This window comes from Ferdinandcohnia sp. QZ13, from assembly GCF_031324165.1.
Taxonomy (GTDB): domain Bacteria; phylum Bacillota; class Bacilli; order Bacillales; family Bacillaceae_L; genus Ferdinandcohnia.
Genome location: NZ_JAVIVW010000001.1, coordinates 42,542 through 59,879 on the forward strand (window position 1 = coordinate 42,542; position 17,338 = coordinate 59,879).

Below are 17,338 nucleotides of genomic sequence, written 5' to 3' on the forward strand. Positions count from 1 at the left end.
CAAAATACAAAGGGAGTGGAAGCTGATTTGAAAGAAAAAGAATTTGTCATGACAGATGAGCCGTGTGAAACGATTGACATCAAAAAGCTCCAAAAACTGGATAGGGAAACAAGGTATATTGTTAGGTCCGAATTTCGAACCGGGTTATCATTGACCATTATTTATTTTGTCTTTATTTTTTCGGTTCCGGTGATGAACTGGTTTAAACCGGATTGGGCTTTCTCAAAGTTGTTCGGCGGAATGTCCGCCAGCTGGTTTTTAACTTCGATATTTGCCATGGTCATGGCCTTTATCATTGCTTATGTGCACACGAAGCTCTATGAGCGGTGGGAAAAGAAAGTTCAGACTATCACGCCTTCAGCCGGAAATAAAGTAGAGAAGGAGACTGTTGTATGATGCAATTACTTGACCCCAAATATCTTTTTACCATTCTACTCCTTGGAACTATTGTCTATATTACCTATCTTTCAAAAAGAAATGATAGTGCAAGTGACTTTTTCGTTGGTGGGCGTGTATTTGGATGGTTTACAAATGGTTCAGCCATCGCTGGAGACTATCTGAGTGCTGCGACATTTCTTGGGTTAGCAGGTCTCACCTTTGCTATTGGATATGACGGTGCCTTTTATACATTTAGCTTTTCAATCGGGTTAACACTTTTGGCACTATTTGTTGCTGGTCCCTTGCGACGATTGGGAGCGTATACAGTAGCCGATTTTGTTGCGTATCGCTTTCACAGCAAACGAGCCAGGATTATCGCAGTAGTTGTTGTTTTGGCTATTTCAGGTTTCTATGCAGCACCGCAGTTGCTAGGAGCAGCATCTATTTTAAGCATGTTTTTCGGGATTTCCTATGAATTTGGAATTATCTTTACAAGTGTTGTCATGATTTTCTATGTCGGGGTCGGTGGAATGAAAGGAACGACATTAAATCAGGCATTGGAGCTTTGGATCCGATTGGGGGCTTTTATCGTTATGGTTGCGGCTGCCATTTATGGCGGTTTTCACTATCAGAAGATTTTGCTGACTATCAGTGAATTCAGCGGAACCATCATAAATACAGGAGCCTTTACAGCAGACGGAAAAGATATTGTTTTTAACGGAGAAACCTGGTACAAATCCGGTGCATTTAATCCTAACTTTTGGCACAGCGTTTCCATGGTAATTGGGCTCGCACTGGGGGTAATCGGGTTGCCACATATTTTATTGCGTTTTTACACCAATCCAAATGCCAAATCTGCGCGTAAGTCTGCGGTTATGTCGATTGGCATCGCCAGTTTATTCTTTGGGCTTGCCGTGTACCTCGGTGTTGTTGGCCGAGCAATCTTTTTAGAAGGGAATGCAAGTCCGGAAGTTATGAAGAACTTACTTACCGGCGGTGATAACATGGTGATTCCGTCAATTGCGACAGCGCTTGGAGGGCAATGGCTTCTAGGATTCGTTATTGCAGGCGCTTTTGCTGCCATTTTCTCGAACTTGTCTGGACTGTTTATTGCCAGCTCGGGAGCGATCGCCCATGATTTGTATGCAAAGTTTTCAAAGAAAGAATTAACAGAAAAACAACGTGTACGTGCTGGGAAATGGGCAATTTTATTTCTCGGAGTGTTTTACGGAATTCTTGGTTTATTGGTCAAGAATGCGTCGATTGGGCATCTTGTTGCCCTTGCTTTTACCGTTGGGGCAAGCACCTTTGCACCCATTTTTATACTTGGCATATGGTGGCGGGGCATCACTGAAAAAGGAGCTATCGCTGGCTTGACGATGGGTCTTTTGGCTTCCATGTTCATGATCTTTTTCTCATCCGTTCTACCGGAAGCGTTGCAATTTAGAGTCCCTGGCATCATTACTGTTCCTATCGGCTTCTTATCCGTTTATGTCGTATCAAAACTAGATAGAAAAGTGCCAGCAGACGTTAACTCGTTCATGCGGAAGGTTCATGCAAAAGAAGAAGTCGCGTAGCCAGCATGGATATTTCGGGCCAAGCCTAAGTAGCGGGATTATTTGTAAGTATCGGCTGTTAGTAATTAGGAGTGATGTTCAATACTAGGGGGAAAACAAGATGAATCAAAGCGCTAAACGGTTTGGAAAAATATTGTCTTCCATTTTAATCGTGTTTTTACTATTTAGTGGACCAGTTAGTGCTCATTCTGTTGTTGACATTTGGGGAGAGGCTACTGAAGGAACGGGGGTCATTTTTAATACGCCCGTAGCGATGGCGAAGGACGCAAGTGGAAACATTTATGTAGCTGATATGAGTAATCATAGAATTGTAAAGATGGATCAAGACGGAAAAGTCATTAAAAAGTTCGGAAAGCTAGGTAGCGCAAACGGAGAATTTAATACGCCATTTGGTGTAGAAATTGACAATAATGGAAATATTTTAGTTGGCGATACGGGAAATAATCGAATCCAAAAGTTTGATTCTAATTTCAATTTTATTAAGGCTTGGGGGTCCCGTGGTTCAGAAAATGGACAGTTTGGTCTAGCTAGAGAAATTGCCATTGATAGTCAAAATCGCTATCATGTTACCGATGAATTTCATGATCGTATTCAGGTGTTTGATCAAAATGGAACCTATTTATATCAATACGGTATTCGAGGAACGGCAAATGGCCAATTTCGCTTACCTCAGGGAATCGCCATAAAACAAGATACAAATGGTGATAAAGTATATGTTGTCGACACTTTTAACCATCGCGTACAAATTTTAGACGTAAATGGGAATTATCTTGGACAAATTGGCGCAACTGGTCAGAGTGGAGATAGTGGAAGCCGATTTTTTTATCCTAGAGGAGTCAACTTAGATACAAATGGAGATGTCTATATTGTTGATACAACAAATCATAAAATTAAGAAATATAATAGCAATCACCAATATCAATATTCAACAGACTTAGGTATTTATAATTTAGAACCTAGTTTCCCTTCTCAAGTATTGCCGCTTGGAAATGGTTACTTTATCGTTTCTGATACAGGAAATAGTCGATTAATTAAATTTAGAGGGTATTCAACCTATGCTTCTGTTCAATCCTATTTAGGAAATTTACGGAACGCTGATGGCGTGTTTTCAGAGCCCGTAGGAATTGCGGTTGACAATAACGATCACGTTTATATTGCCGATACCTTTAACCATCGTGTGCAAAAATTTAATAATAATGGAAGCCTCTTAGGTAAATGGGGCGGCAACAACGGAAATGGTGGTCCTTCAGCTTACGGGATTAACTATTGGCAGTTTATCGCTCCAAAGCAGATAACATTTAATAAGAAGTATAAAGAGATCGTCATTGCTGATACAGGAAATTCTCGAATCCAAGTATTTAGTCAAAACGGCTCATGGTTATCTAACTTTGGTTATTATAATTTAAGCTTTCCTATGGGTGTAACAACAACAAGCGACGGCTATTATTATGTCGCTGATACCGGAAATAATCGAATCGTAATGTTTAATCCCTTTGGCTATTTTGTAAGAAGTTGGGGATCAGAAGGATTGGGAGATGGCCAGTTTAGACAGCCAACATTTATTACAGTGGATTCTCATGATAATCTTTACGTTGTCGACAGATACAATAGTCGAATCCAAAAGTTTGATCGATCAGGAAAATTTATTACTAAGTGGGGGACGAATGGTGGGAACCCACATATTGATCCGTTAGACAATTGGGGTAAAGGAAACGGAGATCTATTCCTCCCGGTTGGCATTGCAGTGGATCAAAATGATAATGTTTATGTCGCTGATTCATCAAATAATCGCGTACAAATGTTTAGTTCTGACGGAACATATTTAGATACGATTGGGCAATTTGGTGGAGAAGATCATAATTTCTTTTCTCCTCAAGGAATTGCTGTAGGGGTAAATGGTGACATTTATATTTCTGATACGCTATTGAATCGAGTTGTTAAATTTAGACCATAAAACACCCTATTGCTTCGCAAGCACTTACCTATGCTAAAAAATGTGAGTTATTTTCAGATGATTCAGTATGGTTTGATATATCCTAAAACTAGATTCATTGGAGGAGTTAACATGTACGTACCGTTACTATTGACAGATTTTTTAGATCGAGCCGTTAAGCTATATAGAGATAAGACGGCAGTCATTGATGACGAAAAGGTAGTCACTTATTTTGAACTGAATGAAAGAGTAAACAGGCTCTCCCACGGTCTGAAAGAACTGGGTATCGAAAAAGGTGACAGGGTTGCTATCTTGGCACCGAATACGTTGGAAATGCTGGAAGGATTCTACGGAGCATTTCAATTGGGAGCCGTTACTGTCCCACTAAATATTCGGTTAAAACCAAATGATTATTTGTTTATTTTAAACCATAGCGAAACGAAAGTATTATTTGTCGACTGGGAATTGTACGATCTTATCGACCCTGTCAGAGATCAGTTAAATGTTGAGCAGATTATTGTCCACGGAGGAGGCAACATTAAACTTGAAGAAGCTGATTTTGATTACGATAAGTGGATGGTCAAATTTCCGGCAAAGCCGTTTGAACGTGCAGAAATGGACGAAAGAGATATTGCCAGCCTACTTTACACAAGCGGCACAACAGGAGACCCGAAAGGCGTTATGCTAACTCACCGAAACAATTACATTCAAGCCCTTCAAGTAATGCATCATTTACGTGTAAGTGATCAGGATGTGCTGCTTCATGTGTTGCCAATGTTTCATGTCAATGGTTGGGGCTCGATATTTTATTACACAGGCAATGGCGCTACTCAGGTCATGTTAAGAAAAACCCGTCCCAATATCATCTTTGAGAAGCTGCAAAAGCATGGCGTGACGATTATGCACATGGCTCCTACTGTACTGAATTCACTATTGCAATATTACGATCAAAATAAACTAAATTTAAGTCAAAATCAAAATGTGAGGGTTGTTATTGGTGGATCCGCACCACCTATTACGTTTGTTGAAAAAGTGGAGGATGAAATGGGGTGGGAATTCATTCAGATTTATGGAATGACCGAAACGTCCCCACTGACTCTAATATCCATTATCCGGGCCCAACATTTGGATGAGCCAAAAGAAGTACAATACCGGATGAAATCAAAAGCCGGCTATCAAATGTTTTTAACAGAAGTGAAAGTGTTCAATGAAAAAGGTGAAGAAGTAGCACCTAACGGCCGGGAAATTGGAGAACTTGTCATCCGGAGCAACGGTGTAATGGAAGGCTATTGGAAAAATGAAAAGGCGACAAATGAGGTCATCAGGAATGGCTGGTTTCATACCGGGGATATGGGAGTCGTCGACAGTGACGGAAATATTGAAATTGTAGACAGGAAAAAAGATGTTATTATCAGTGGTGGAGAAAATATATCGTCCATTGAAGTGGAAAATATTTTGTACGAACATCCAGCGGTAGTGGAAGCAGCCGCAATCTCCATCCCTCACGAAAAATGGGGAGAAACCCCACATGCCGTTGTGGTTATACGCGATGGAGTAGAGGTAACAGAAGAGGAAATCATAACTTTTGCAAGGGAACGGCTCGCTCACTATAAAGCACCAACATCAGTCAGCTTTGTAAAGGAGCTGCCTAAAACAGGTTCCGGAAAAATACAAAAGGCACATTTGCGAAACGAATTTTGGAAAAACATGAGCAAAATGATTAACTAAGAAGGTAAGTGGGGCACCTAGTTGAAATACAGGTGTGTTGATTAAAGATCATAAAATTAAATAGTTTTAATTAAACAATTTGTACAGTTAAAGGTTCCAGTTATGATTGGAACCTTTTTGCATGAGTTCAATTAAGTTTGTTATAGATCCCTTTTTGTAATCCCATTTTAAAAAATTTAATCTCAAGCTAAAACATAAAAATTACCACATATAATGTTTTTGTCTCGTCCACACACTATAGTGAGGAGGGAAGCAAAATGAACTATATGCAACTACTGTCATCCTTACTTAATAGGTGGGGTGGTAAAAAATCATTGAAATTATTCAAACGAAAACAGAACAATAGAGGGTGGATTTGGATTTCTATTTTAGGAGTAGCAATCCTTAGTATATTTGGAAGTAGAAATAACCGAGTCAATCAAGAAGTTCAAAAGAGATTTCAGCAAGCAACAAATTCAATTCAAAGTTCCTCTAAAATAAGAAGAAATCCTTTTGATGTGAACTTCGATATTGCAACAGAAATAGCTAAAGAAATTAAACCTGAATTTGAAACCCAAAATCAACTACAAAAGAATAAATAATTTATCAAATGGCTGGAATCCATTTTCTCCAGCCATTTTTTACTTCATCTTCTAATTATGTATTTGTTGTTGAATCTGTTGTATAATCTGTTGCGCTTTTTCTAGTTCACTTTGGGCAAAATGACAAGCCTCAGATTCGATACTGTTCGAATTAACTTGTTTTAGATGAAAATGTGCTTGATGAATAATATCTTGGGCTTCCTGTAATTTGCTTTTAAAGTTCAAAGTAGTTCTTCCCTTCTTCAAATAGTTCTCTTTTATCATGTTGTGCTACTCTTCATTTTTTCTTTACTGTTTCAGAAGAATTAGAAGTGGCTATTGTATGACTTTTATCAGTCTTTGTGTCCCAAATACTATACTTAATCTTATTTTGTGAGTTGTTATTGTTTTTAGTCATTTTCTTTATCCTCCCATAAAAATTGTTTAGATATAAGCTACGAGTAATAGGTGTATTATTTAAAATGCAAACACATGGTTCCCAATCGTAGTTGAGACTGTACGGCTTCTTAGATAGGAGCTTGATGTTTTATCAGGGTTGTAAAAAAATAATGCTCCATTTGTTGGATCTTCTCCACTTATAGCTCGTTTGGCTGCTTCAATATGTTGAGCATTGGGAGTGGCCGTATTGATGACACCGGTTTCTGCTGGTGTAAATTGATAATAACCATTGCTTTTTTCAAACAAAACATCTTTTACGGTATTAGGGAATAAAGGACTTTTTACCCGATTCATGATAACTGCACCAACGGCAATTTGCCCTTGAAGTGATTCACCTCTTGCCTCACTATATATCATTTTTGCTAACCACTCGACATCTTCTTGGTTATAGGCTGACTGTTGTTTGGAAGCAATCGACTTTTTAGCCGGAGCCTTCGAACTACTAGAAGGAATAGCTAATTCCTGACCAACCTCTAATAAATTTGATGATAAATTGTTGGCTCTCTTAATCGCATCAACTGACGTTCCATTTCGATTCGCGATACTGTATAACGTATCTCCAGGAGCAACTTGATAAGTAGCCTCAGCAGCTGGAGCTGGGGAGGCCGTACCGCCAGAAGGGATCGTCAAAGTCTGTCCAATACTTAATATATCGGAAGACAGTTGATTGGCCTTCTTTATACCATCCACTGAAGTGCCATTCCGCTGCGCGATACTGTATAACGTATCCCCCGAAACTACTTGATAAGTGGTAGTTGAAGCTTGAGGCGGAGATGATGCAACACCAGAAGGAATCGTCAAAGTCTGTCCAATACTTAATATATCGGAAGTCAGTTGATTATTCTTCTTGATACCATCCACTGAAGTGCCATGCCGCTGCGCAATACTGTATAATGTATCACCCGAAACAACTTGATAGGTTGTAGTCGCTTGAGTAGGAGATGAAGTATTACCATAAGGAATAGTCAACGTCTGCCCAATACTTAATACATCTGTCGACAGTTGATTGACCTTCTTGATGGTATCAACTGAAGTGCCATGCCGCTGCGCAATACTGTATAAAGTATCACCGGAAACAACTTGATATGTATTGTGAGTTGGGATTGCCATTGGTATACCGCCAGAAGGAATTGATAATGTCTGCCCAACTTGTAAAAGATCTGAAGTTAAATGATTGGCCTCTTTAATGGCATTCACTGTTGTGCCATACAGTTGTGCAATACTATACAGTGTATCACCAGCGGAAACCGTATAAGATAAAGAGGCAGTATGTGAAGGTGTACTTGTCTTTTTTGCTGCAGATGCTTTATCTGCAGGTAATGCACCAATGCCTAGAACGGAAAACAAGATTCCTCCCGCCATCACTTTCACAGTTTTAATTTTTAAAGAAGGTAGTTTTCTTTTTATAAAGCTAATTGCTTCATTTTTTAAGCTTGACTCCTGAACGTTTGAAATCGACCCTAATTCTGCAGAGAATTCTGTTGTGTTTTCATTCATATATAAGACTATTTCAATTCCATGTTCTGTTTCATTGATTTTATAATGAGTAAAAGTCTCCATGTCATTCACCCTCCATTTACTTTACTATCCCCAAAACGTAAACCAAATAATAAGAAAATAGTCTGCTTTTCATAATTGGGACAAAGTATTCATTTTTATAATTTTCAGTTAATTTTCTTGTTAAAAATATGGAGCCTTGATAAAATGAAACAAACCTTCCGGAACAAATGAAGGTTGCCAACCACACCTAGATTGGGCAGAAGGGAATAAAGGTAATTAGTTTTGAAAATTGATTTGAAGGAGGAAACCCATCGTGAAAAATCAAGTCAAATTATTACCGTTTACCATTCAGTCAGTTGTGGATCAAAAAAATGAAACACCAGAGGGAGTTCAATTGGTACAGGCGCCTTCAATATGGGAAGAAAGCAGTCAAGGTGAAGGCATTGTCATTGCAGTCATTGACACCGGAATTGACACGTCTCATCCAGATTTAAAAGATCGAATTATAGCGGGAAGGAATTTTACCACGGATTATCAGGGGAAAACAGACATATTTGAAGACAATAACGGACATGGTACTCACGTATCTGGTACAATCGCGGCAAGTCTTAATAATGAGGGAGTTGTCGGTGTTGCACCGAGGGCTCAAATATTGAGTTTAAAAGCGTTAACGGGGGAAGGGTCAGGGAACTATGAATGGATTATCGATGCCATTCACTATGCATTGGAGTGGCGAGGTCCAGACAATGAAAGAGTTCGTGTGATTTCCATGTCACTTGGTGGTCCCGAAGATGTACCTGAGTTGCATGAGGCGATTCAACAGGCGGTTAATCAAAACGTATCCGTGGTCGTTGCGGCGGGAAATGAAGGGGATTCTCAGGAGGATACATTTGAATATGCCTACCCAGGTGCGTATAACGAAGTGATTTCGGTAGGAGCTGTAAACATGGATTTAGAGCTAGCTCCATTTTCCAACACCAACACGGAAATCGATCTTGTTGCTCCTGGTGTTGATGTGGTTTCAACATACCCAGATAATAAATATGCACAACTAACAGGAACTTCGATGGCAGCTCCGCATGTCGCAGGTGCTATTGCTCTACTGATCAATGTAAGTGAGAAAGAGTTTGAACGAACACTTAGTGAAGCAGAGGTCTACGCCCAACTCGTCAGACGAACAGTACCACTAGGTAACAGAAAAAGTGCTGAAGGAAATGGATTCCTCCAGCTTGACTTAATTGAAAGATTACATGATGTGATTTTGACTTCAAGCATGAATGTTACAAATTAACTGAACAAATCGCGTTAAATCCCTACTTCACATAGGGACAGGACGCATTACGTAAAGGGGCACACTAAAAAAAGTGTGCCTTTTTGCAATGGTTCTTTTAATGGGGAATGTAAATAATATGTAAATTTATAAAATAGTACCTTGCTATGTGCAGTACTTGTTGTTATATTATTCCTAGTTGCTATATTTTTTTGTTAGGTACTGTTTATTACACGGTAGTATTGTCGTACGATAAAAATAAATAAAGAGCGAGGTGAATCCGTATGAACGTTCAATTTAAAAAGGGAGTCTTAGAGCTATGTGTGCTTGTATTACTGGATAAAAAAGATTGCTATGGATATGAACTCGTACAGGAGATTTCCGATCAAATTGAAATTTCGGAGGGAACTGTGTATCCATTGTTAAGAAGGTTAACGAAGGAAGAATATTTTACAACATATTTACAGGAATCCAGTGAAGGACCTTCAAGAAAGTATTATAGACTTACAGATAAAGGGCGGACATACTTACATCAATTAGTCGACGAGTGGAAGGAATTCTCTGAAGGAGTCAACCAATTAATTAAGGAGGGAATGTCTAATGAATAAGAAGGAATTTCTATTTGATTTGGAGCGGCAGTTACGAAAGCTTCCAAAAGATGAAAAAGAGGATATTTTACAAGATTATGAGGAATATTTTTTGATGGGTGTAGAGCAAGGTAAAACAGAAGGTCAGATAGCAGAATCACTTGGTTCCCCAAAACAACTTTCGAAAGAATTACTAGCCAATTATCATATTGAAAAAATGGAAGTAACCTCATCCACTCGACATATGTTCAGAGCCGTTTGGGCCGTGATTGGTCTTGGGTTTGTTAACTTGTTGCTTGTTCTTGGACCATTTCTTGTTATACTTGCCCTTTTAGCAGCAGGTTGGATAGCTGGAATAGCTGGGGGTATAAGTCCTTTATTAGTATTTGCTAATGCCATCGTCTATCCGGAAATTTTTGAATGGTTTGATGTGTTCTTTTCAATTGGGTTATGCGGACTTGGTCTATTTATCTCAATTGGTATGTATTATGCAACGGTTGGTGTTAAAAACGGATTCCTTCGTTATCTGAAATTCAATGTATCCATTGTGAAAGGTGGGAAACCAGTATGATTAAAAAGGTTACTATAGTAGCTTCCTTATTAGTTCTAATTGGTGTAATCGGAAGTGCGGTAACATATGCATCAGTGAATAAAGAATTTGCCATTAATGATATTAGACCGATTGAAAATGAGACTATCAATTCCATACAAGTAAATGTAGATAGTATTGATGTAGAATTCATTTCAGTTGCAAGTATGGATGAAGCAAGGGTTGAGCTAGTTGGCACAGGTGTGGGAAAAACAATGAATGACTTTTCTGTAAATGAAGACGACCAAACTCTTTCTATTGGATTGCAATCTGAAAATAAAAAATGGTTTAACTTTACCTTCTATACTACAGATTTGAATTTAAAAATATTTGCACCAGAAAAAATCTATAACAACATAAAAGTAAATGGGTTTTCTTCTGATGTATCTTTACAAAACCTTCAGTCAAAAACGATTAATCTAACAACAGTTGATGGTGATGTGAAATTAGAGAATATCAGTTCTGAGAAGATGAATATAAAAACTTTGTCTGGTGATGTGAAGATGGAAGAAGTACAAGGAGCAATTGCATTGGTTACAGAAAGTGGTGATTTGAATGTGTCAGATGCACCTGTACAATCTTTCAATGCACGTGCCTTCACTGGGGATATTAGCTTAGAAAATGTTATCGGTCCACTTACAACAAATACTGTCGATGGGGACGTTTTTATATCAATTAATGAAATTAGACATGCCATTTATGGAAAAACATTAAATGGTGATATCAAAATTGAATCGGAAAAGGAACCTAGCAATGCTCAATTTGAGGTGAAGACATTGTCAGGTGATGTAATTTTATTTGATAAATACGAAAGAAATGCCAAAATGGGTGAAGGAACTGCCTTAATACAATTAGAAACAGTAAGTGGCGATGTCACTGTAAAAAATAAATAAGCGGGACAGAGGGAAAGTGAACTATAACCCGAATAATGGACAATTCTAAAAAGGGGACATTATTCGGGTTTTCTCATTTTAATGAAATAAAAACCCGTTTATAATAAAGCTAACGATTATGGACGGAGGATATATATGAACAAAAAGGCTTTTACAAAAGAAGAATTAAGAGAATTAATGGAGAATCCTAACGTAGTTAAGGTAACTCCAAAGGCTATTACTTATTTGCCAGAGTTTAAAGTAAAAGCAGTTCTTTCTTACATTGGGGGAAATTCTCCATCTGAGATATTTAGGGAGAATGGTTTATCTCCGGATCTTGTGGGTTCAGATATACCCAGAAAGAGATTGTTTCAATGGAAGAAAGTATATGAAGAACAAGGTGAATTCGGTTTGCTTTTTAATAAAAGAGGATCAGGAAGAAAAAAATCTAATGAGACTCAAGAGTTATCGGTTGAGGAAAAATTAAAACGGGCAGAAGCTCGTATTAAGCTTTTGGAAGCCGAAAATGATTTTTTAAAAAAGCTAGAGGAACTCGAAAGGCAGGCGATGAAGAAAAAACGGTACTGACTCCCTCTCAAAAATTTGAGCTTATTAATCTTACTATCGAAAAATATGAATTAAAAAGAATGGTAAGCTATTTATGTAAGGTAGCTGGAGTCAGTAAAAGTGGGTATTATTCTTGGTTAAAGGCGTTTGATAAACGGAAAGAACGTGAAAAGAAGGATAAAGAGGATGTCCAATTAATTCGTTTTATTTTTGAACAACATAATCAAAAAACTGGTGCTCTTCAAATTAAAATGTATTTAGAGAACGATTATGATGTTGTCATGAATCATAAGAAAATAAGAAGGTTAATGCGCAAATTTTATTTAATTACGCTAGTAAGAAAGACAAGACCTTATAAAGATATAGTGAAAGCTACAAAGGAACATCGCACATTCCCTAATCTATTAGAACGTAAGTTTGACCAAAATGAACCAGGTAAAGTTTTATTAACCGATATTACTTACCTGTATTATTCTAATGGACAAAAAGCTTATTTATCTTGTGTTAAAGATGGAAGTTCAAAAGAAATAGTGGCTTATCATTTATCTACCTCATTGAAAATGGAAATAGCTTATAAAACGTTAGACGAATTAAAGCACAATATGAAAAACAAGCTTCACAAGAACGCAATTATCCATTCAGATCAAGGTGTACATTATACTAATCCGGAATTTCAAAAGAGAGTTAAGAAATTAAACCTTATCCAATCAATGTCAAGGAGAGGTAACTGTTGGGATAACGCTCCAATGGAATCCTTTTTTGGTCATTTGAAAGATGAGGTAGACTATAAATCTTGTAAGACATTTGAAGAACTGAAGCAATTAATAAACAAATATATCGAAGATTATAATACAAAAAGATATCAATGGGACTTAAAGAAGATGACCCCAGTTCAATACCGGAATCATCTCTTAGTTTCCTGAGTCCCTTTTTATAACTGTCTAAAATTGGGGGCATAGTTCAAAGGTCCACTGTCCCAGAGGAAAAAGCCTAGATGCAAGTTCTACTTGTACCTAGGCTTTTTCCTATTAATCTTTCGGTAATATGTAATTTTTTTCAAAAAATAATAGAAAAATAACCTTTCAGGGTATAAAATAAAAAAGCAAATTCTTTCAGAAGAAGTTTGTAAGAGTTTACATCCATTTTGAAAAACAGGAGGGACCAAAGAAAACGAATAAATCACTGCTTTCTGTTTTAGATCAATCCATTTGTTTTTAAAATTTAAACGTTTAAAGAGGTTGATGAAAGTTGACAATGGATGCTACAGATTTACCAATTAAAGAGCCAACTATTTTTAGTCATCTTTGCAATAAAATTATAACAGAAGATCGTGAAATAAAAATTATTGCTAGATTGGAAGAGCCACTAATCGTCATTTTAGGAAATGTGTTAAGTGATGAAGAATGTGATGAATTAATTAGATTGTCTAAAGATCGAATGCATCGTTCAAAAATTGCGAATGCCCATGTAGATAACATGAGAACGAGCAGTAGTACATTTTTAGACGGAAGTGAAAATGTCATTATTACGAGAATTGAAAAGAGAATCTCACAGATAATGAATATACCAACTGAATATGGAGAAGGTCTTCAAATTCTAAATTATAAGATTGGGCAGGAATATAAGGCTCATTTTGACTTTTTCAATTCTTCCAATAAGGCAAACAACAACCCTAGAATTAGTACACTTGTCATGTATTTAAGCGATGTAGAGCAGGGTGGGGAAACGTATTTTCCAAAGCTTCATTTTTCAGTATCTCCACAAAAGGGCATGGCCGTGTATTTTGAATACTTTTATAATGACCAAGCTTTAAATGACCTTACCTTACATGGTGGTGCCCCCGTAATAGTTGGGGATAAGTGGGCTGCCACACAATGGATGAGAAGGAAAAAAGTGAAATAGAACAAAACTAAAACATCTTCCAAGTCGGAAGATGTTTTAGTTTGAATTGCTGATGTATCATACACTCACCATTTAGTTATTCGCTAGTTGAGCCTTCTTGTTTTCAACCGATTTAAGGTCAAAGCGATCTGCATTCATCACCTTTACCCAGGCTCCAATAAAGTCACGCACAAACTTCTCTTTGTTATCCACTTGAGCGTAAACCTCTGCAAGGGAACGAAGAACAGAGTTTGAACCGAAAACGAGGTCTACTCTAGTTGCTGTACGTACTACTTCACCTGTTTTACGATCACGACCTTCGTATACGTTTTCTCCTACAGGTTTCCACTGTACTCCCATATCAAGCAGGTTCACAAAGAAGTCATTTGTGAGTTGGCCAACACGATCTGTGAATACGCCGTGCTGTGTGTCACCATAATTAGTACCTAGAACACGCATACCACCAATCAGGACAGTCATTTCCGGTGCAGTTAAACCAAGAAGTTGAGCTTTATCAATGAGGAGCTCCTCAGGGCTTACACTATACTGTTCCTTTTGATAATTACGGAAACCATCAGCGATAGGTTCTAAGACTTCAAAGCTTTCTACATCTGTTTGCTCAAGTGTCGCATCACCACGTCCCGGAGCAAATGGAACTGTAACATCAAAGCCTGCATCTTGTGCGGCTTTTTCAATTGCAGCACTTCCTCCTAATACAATTAAGTCAGCCAAGCTGATTTCGATATCCAAATCCTTTTGTATGCCTTCTAATACTTGAAGCACCTGTGCTAGTTGTTCCGGTTGGTTCACTTCCCAATCCTTCTGTGGAGCTAGGCGGATGCGTGCCCCATTTGCTCCACCTCGATGGTCGGAGCCACGGTACGTACTTGCAGATGCCCAAGCTGTTGTTACAAGCGTACTGACTGTGAGACCGGAGTCTAGGATTTTAGCCTTAATCTCAGCGATTTCAGCATCCGATAAATCATAATTACCAGCTGGTACAGGGTCTTGCCAGATGAAATCTTCTTCAGGAACTTCTGGACCAAGATATCTTGCCTTAGGACCCATGTCACGGTGAAGTAGCTTGAACCATGCACGAGCAAATACGTCTGCAAATTCATCTGGATTCTGGTGGAAACGACGAGAAATTTTTTCATATTCTGGGTCATGACGTAGTGCCATATCCGCAGTCGTCATCATCGTTGGAACTTTAATAGATGGATCCTCTACATCTGGAGCAAGATGTTCCGCGGCTGGATCTACCACAAGCCATTGCCATGCACCTGCAGGACTCTTTGTCAGCCACCACTCATATCCAAATAATAGATCAAAGTAGCCATTGTCCCACTGGGTTGGGTTAGCAGTCCAAGCACCTTCGATACCACTCCCGATAGTGTCGCGACCATACCCTTTACCGTAAGAACTTTGCCAACCTAAGCCTTGTGCTTCAATAGGAGCAGCCTCTGGCTCTGGTCCTACTTGAGAAGGATCTCCTGCACCATGAGCTTTACCGAAAGTATGTCCTCCAGCGATCAGTGCAACTGTCTCTTCATCGTTCATTCCCATCCGTGCAAAGGTTTCACGAATATCCTTTGCGCTTGCAATCGGGTCAGGTTTTCCATTTGGCCCTTCTGGATTCACATAAATAAGCCCCATTTGGACGGCAGCAAGCGGATTTTCAAGGTCACGTTCGCCAGTGTAACGGTTATCAGCAAGCCATTCGGTTTCAGCTCCCCAATAGACGTCTTCTTCTGGATGCCAAATGTCTGGGCGTCCTGCTCCAAATCCAATTGTTGGTCCACCCATATCTTCAATGGCAACATTACCTGCTAAAACAAGTAAATCTGCCCATGAAATCTTATTCCCATACTTTTGCTTAATTGGCCATAGGATTCGTCGTGCTCTGTCAAGGAGAACGTTGTCAGGCCAACTGTTAAGTGGTGCGAAACGTTGGTTTCCTGTTCCACCGCCACCTCGACCATCACCAATACGGTATGTACCAGCAGCATGCCAAGACATACGAATAAACATAGGACCATAATGTCCATAGTCAGCAGGGTACCAATCTTGACTGTCTGTCATGAGATCACGAAGATCTTGCTTTAGAGCATCGTAATCTAATTTCTTAAATTCTTCAGCGTAATCAAAGTCTTCGTCCATAGGGTTGGATTTTCGATCATGCTGATGGAGAATATTCAAGTTTAGCGCATTTGGCCACCAGTCTCGATTCGTATTCCCACTTGCATTGTTACTAGTAACACCCCCATGAAAAGGGCATCCTCCAATGTTTTCATTGTCTTTAGTATCCATTTTTAAATCTCTCCTTCTGTGATAATTTAGTAATTTATACATCTAGTTTTAAGAAACTAGGATGATCATAATTTTCGTGTGATTATTACAATAGAAGAAGGGCAGAGTTGAAAGAAATATAGACTTTGAAAATTCTAGAGCATCAGGACTATTATATTTTGAAGTGTAGCCAATTATGATAGATACATAGCTGCGAACAAAAGAAGTAAATCGTAGAGGCAAAAATGATGTAAGGGACTAAGAAGCATACTTGATCCGATGTAATATAAAAAGTTATAATATTTTGTATATTACCATTATAATGAAAGTGTTGAATATAAAGCAAGTTTGATGCACACACACCTAAAATCCATGGAAGGGAGGTCTGTCAAATGCCAGTTATCAACCATAAAACCTATATTAAAGTACCGTTAGAGCTAGTGTATAAAACAATTTCAACATCCCATGGGTGGAATGCTTGGTTTACCGATGACACATCTTTAGAGATAAGCTCAGATGGAACTGGTGAAATCAGATTAAGATGGAAAAATTTCGGTTGTGAGAATGTAAATATTGAGGATGGGGGTAAAATCCTTGAGGCAACCCCTAATAAAAAATTTGTTTTTCAATGGTCTCCAGGTGAACAATTTTCTACAGTAACTTTTACACTCGAGCCTTATAAAGACGGAACAGTAGTTGTACTTGATGAGACGGGTTACACTTATTCTGAAAAAGACATAAAAGCCTGTATTGATTGTGCTGTAGGATGGGGAGAAGCATTAACCCTCTTAAAAATATACCTAGAACATGGAATTGTGTATAAACAGGATTTATAAAAGAGCTAATAACTAAATCGCAAGAATATTGGAGTTACAAAAATCTAGAACTAATCTTTTTAGTAGATCTTTCCATTCTCTTTGGATCCCGATTAAAATGATAGAAAGAATACTCGTTTTCAATAGAAAGACCATACCTGCTTTCGATTTTGTTCTCAAAATTCAAGCTTTCTTTCATTATACTAAATGCATGGCATGCTGTAATTGGCTGCAATGCTATTTCATAAACCTGTCAGATATTGTTCGATTAGTAGAAATGGATTTAAGTACCGTATAGGATTGGAAAATAAATTACAAGTTAAAGATTACTTT

General features: G+C 38.2%; 15 protein-coding genes. 12 read left to right on the plus strand and 3 right to left on the minus strand.

All coding sequences use genetic code 11. From position 1 onward, the window contains the following. Nucleotides 1-27: 27 nt before the first annotated feature. From RGU12_RS00210 to RGU12_RS00230, 5 genes are all read left to right on the plus strand, one after another. Nucleotides 28-396: a DUF485 domain-containing protein gene (locus RGU12_RS00210; RefSeq protein WP_309534259.1), complete on the plus strand. Its 369-nt coding sequence runs from the start codon at nt 28-30 to the stop codon at nt 394-396. Continuing rightward, nucleotides 396-1,955: a sodium/solute symporter gene (locus RGU12_RS00215; RefSeq protein WP_396232331.1), complete on the plus strand. Its 1,560-nt coding sequence runs from the start codon at nt 396-398 to the stop codon at nt 1,953-1,955. Before RGU12_RS00210 ends, RGU12_RS00215 begins: the two co-directional genes overlap by 1 nt. 100 nt (nt 1,956-2,055) lie before the next feature. Then, nucleotides 2,056-3,909, plus strand: a complete 1,854-nt coding sequence (locus RGU12_RS00220) for an NHL repeat-containing protein (RefSeq protein ID WP_309534261.1) — start codon at nt 2,056-2,058, stop codon at nt 3,907-3,909. Between the two features lie 111 nt (nt 3,910-4,020). Beyond that, entirely contained in the window at nt 4,021-5,616 is a 1,596-nt protein-coding gene (locus RGU12_RS00225) for a long-chain-fatty-acid--CoA ligase (protein WP_309534262.1), read from the plus strand. A gap of 257 nt (nt 5,617-5,873) precedes the next feature. Then, nucleotides 5,874-6,197 (plus strand): hypothetical protein, encoded by a 324-nt coding sequence (locus RGU12_RS00230; RefSeq protein ID WP_309534263.1) that lies wholly within the window; start codon nt 5,874-5,876, stop codon nt 6,195-6,197. Nucleotides 6,198-6,248: 51 nt separating this feature from the next. On the opposite strand, the gene RGU12_RS00235 is transcribed toward RGU12_RS00230, so the two are convergent. Both RGU12_RS00235 and RGU12_RS00240 read right to left on the minus strand, forming a co-directional pair. Continuing rightward, nucleotides 6,249-6,461: a hypothetical protein gene (locus RGU12_RS00235; RefSeq protein WP_309534264.1), complete on the minus strand. Its 213-nt coding sequence runs from the start codon at nt 6,459-6,461 to the stop codon at nt 6,249-6,251. Between the two features lie 192 nt (nt 6,462-6,653). Then, nucleotides 6,654-8,195: a LysM peptidoglycan-binding domain-containing protein gene (locus tag RGU12_RS00240; protein ID WP_309534265.1), complete on the minus strand. Its 1,542-nt coding sequence runs from the start codon at nt 8,193-8,195 to the stop codon at nt 6,654-6,656. A gap of 253 nt (nt 8,196-8,448) precedes the next feature. Between RGU12_RS00240 and RGU12_RS00245 the strand changes: the two genes are divergently transcribed. The 6 genes from RGU12_RS00245 to RGU12_RS00270 all read left to right on the plus strand — a co-directional run bounded on the left by RGU12_RS00245 (nt 8,449) and on the right by RGU12_RS00270 (nt 13,922). Continuing rightward, nucleotides 8,449-9,426, plus strand: a complete 978-nt coding sequence (locus RGU12_RS00245; protein WP_396232286.1) for a S8 family peptidase — start codon at nt 8,449-8,451, stop codon at nt 9,424-9,426. Between the two features lie 263 nt (nt 9,427-9,689). Further along, nucleotides 9,690-10,013, plus strand: a complete 324-nt coding sequence (locus RGU12_RS00250; protein ID WP_309534266.1) for a PadR family transcriptional regulator — start codon at nt 9,690-9,692, stop codon at nt 10,011-10,013. Beyond that, the gene (locus RGU12_RS00255) at nt 10,006-10,563 is read left to right on the plus strand and encodes an HAAS signaling domain-containing protein (protein WP_309534267.1); all 558 of its coding nucleotides are present in this window, start codon (nt 10,006-10,008) and stop codon (nt 10,561-10,563) included. Before RGU12_RS00250 ends, RGU12_RS00255 begins: the two co-directional genes overlap by 8 nt. Then, nucleotides 10,560-11,474 (plus strand): DUF4097 family beta strand repeat-containing protein, encoded by a 915-nt coding sequence (locus RGU12_RS00260; RefSeq protein ID WP_309534268.1) that lies wholly within the window; start codon nt 10,560-10,562, stop codon nt 11,472-11,474. Before RGU12_RS00255 ends, RGU12_RS00260 begins: the two co-directional genes overlap by 4 nt. A 135-nt stretch (nt 11,475-11,609) precedes the next feature. Continuing rightward, nucleotides 11,610-12,943 (plus strand): IS3 family transposase gene (locus tag RGU12_RS00265; RefSeq protein WP_309534269.1). Its coding sequence is split into 2 segments (ribosomal slippage): nt 11,610-11,996 and nt 11,999-12,943, totalling 1,332 coding nucleotides; the frame shifts between segments, so codons are not numbered across the junction. A 331-nt stretch (nt 12,944-13,274) separates the two neighbouring features. After that, nucleotides 13,275-13,922 (plus strand): 2OG-Fe(II) oxygenase, encoded by a 648-nt coding sequence (locus RGU12_RS00270; protein ID WP_309536241.1) that lies wholly within the window; start codon nt 13,275-13,277, stop codon nt 13,920-13,922. 72 nt (nt 13,923-13,994) lie between these two features. Here RGU12_RS00270 and katG read toward each other — a convergent pair whose 3' ends face one another. Further along, nucleotides 13,995-16,211, minus strand: a complete 2,217-nt coding sequence (gene katG, locus RGU12_RS00275; RefSeq protein WP_309534270.1) for a catalase/peroxidase HPI — start codon at nt 16,209-16,211, stop codon at nt 13,995-13,997. 371 nt (nt 16,212-16,582) lie between these two features. On the opposite strand from katG, the gene RGU12_RS00280 reads away from it, so the two are divergent. Further along, on the plus strand, nt 16,583-17,026 hold the full coding sequence (locus RGU12_RS00280) for an SRPBCC family protein (protein ID WP_309534271.1): 444 nt from the start codon (nt 16,583-16,585) through the stop codon (nt 17,024-17,026). Nucleotides 17,027-17,338: the final 312 nt, after the last annotated feature.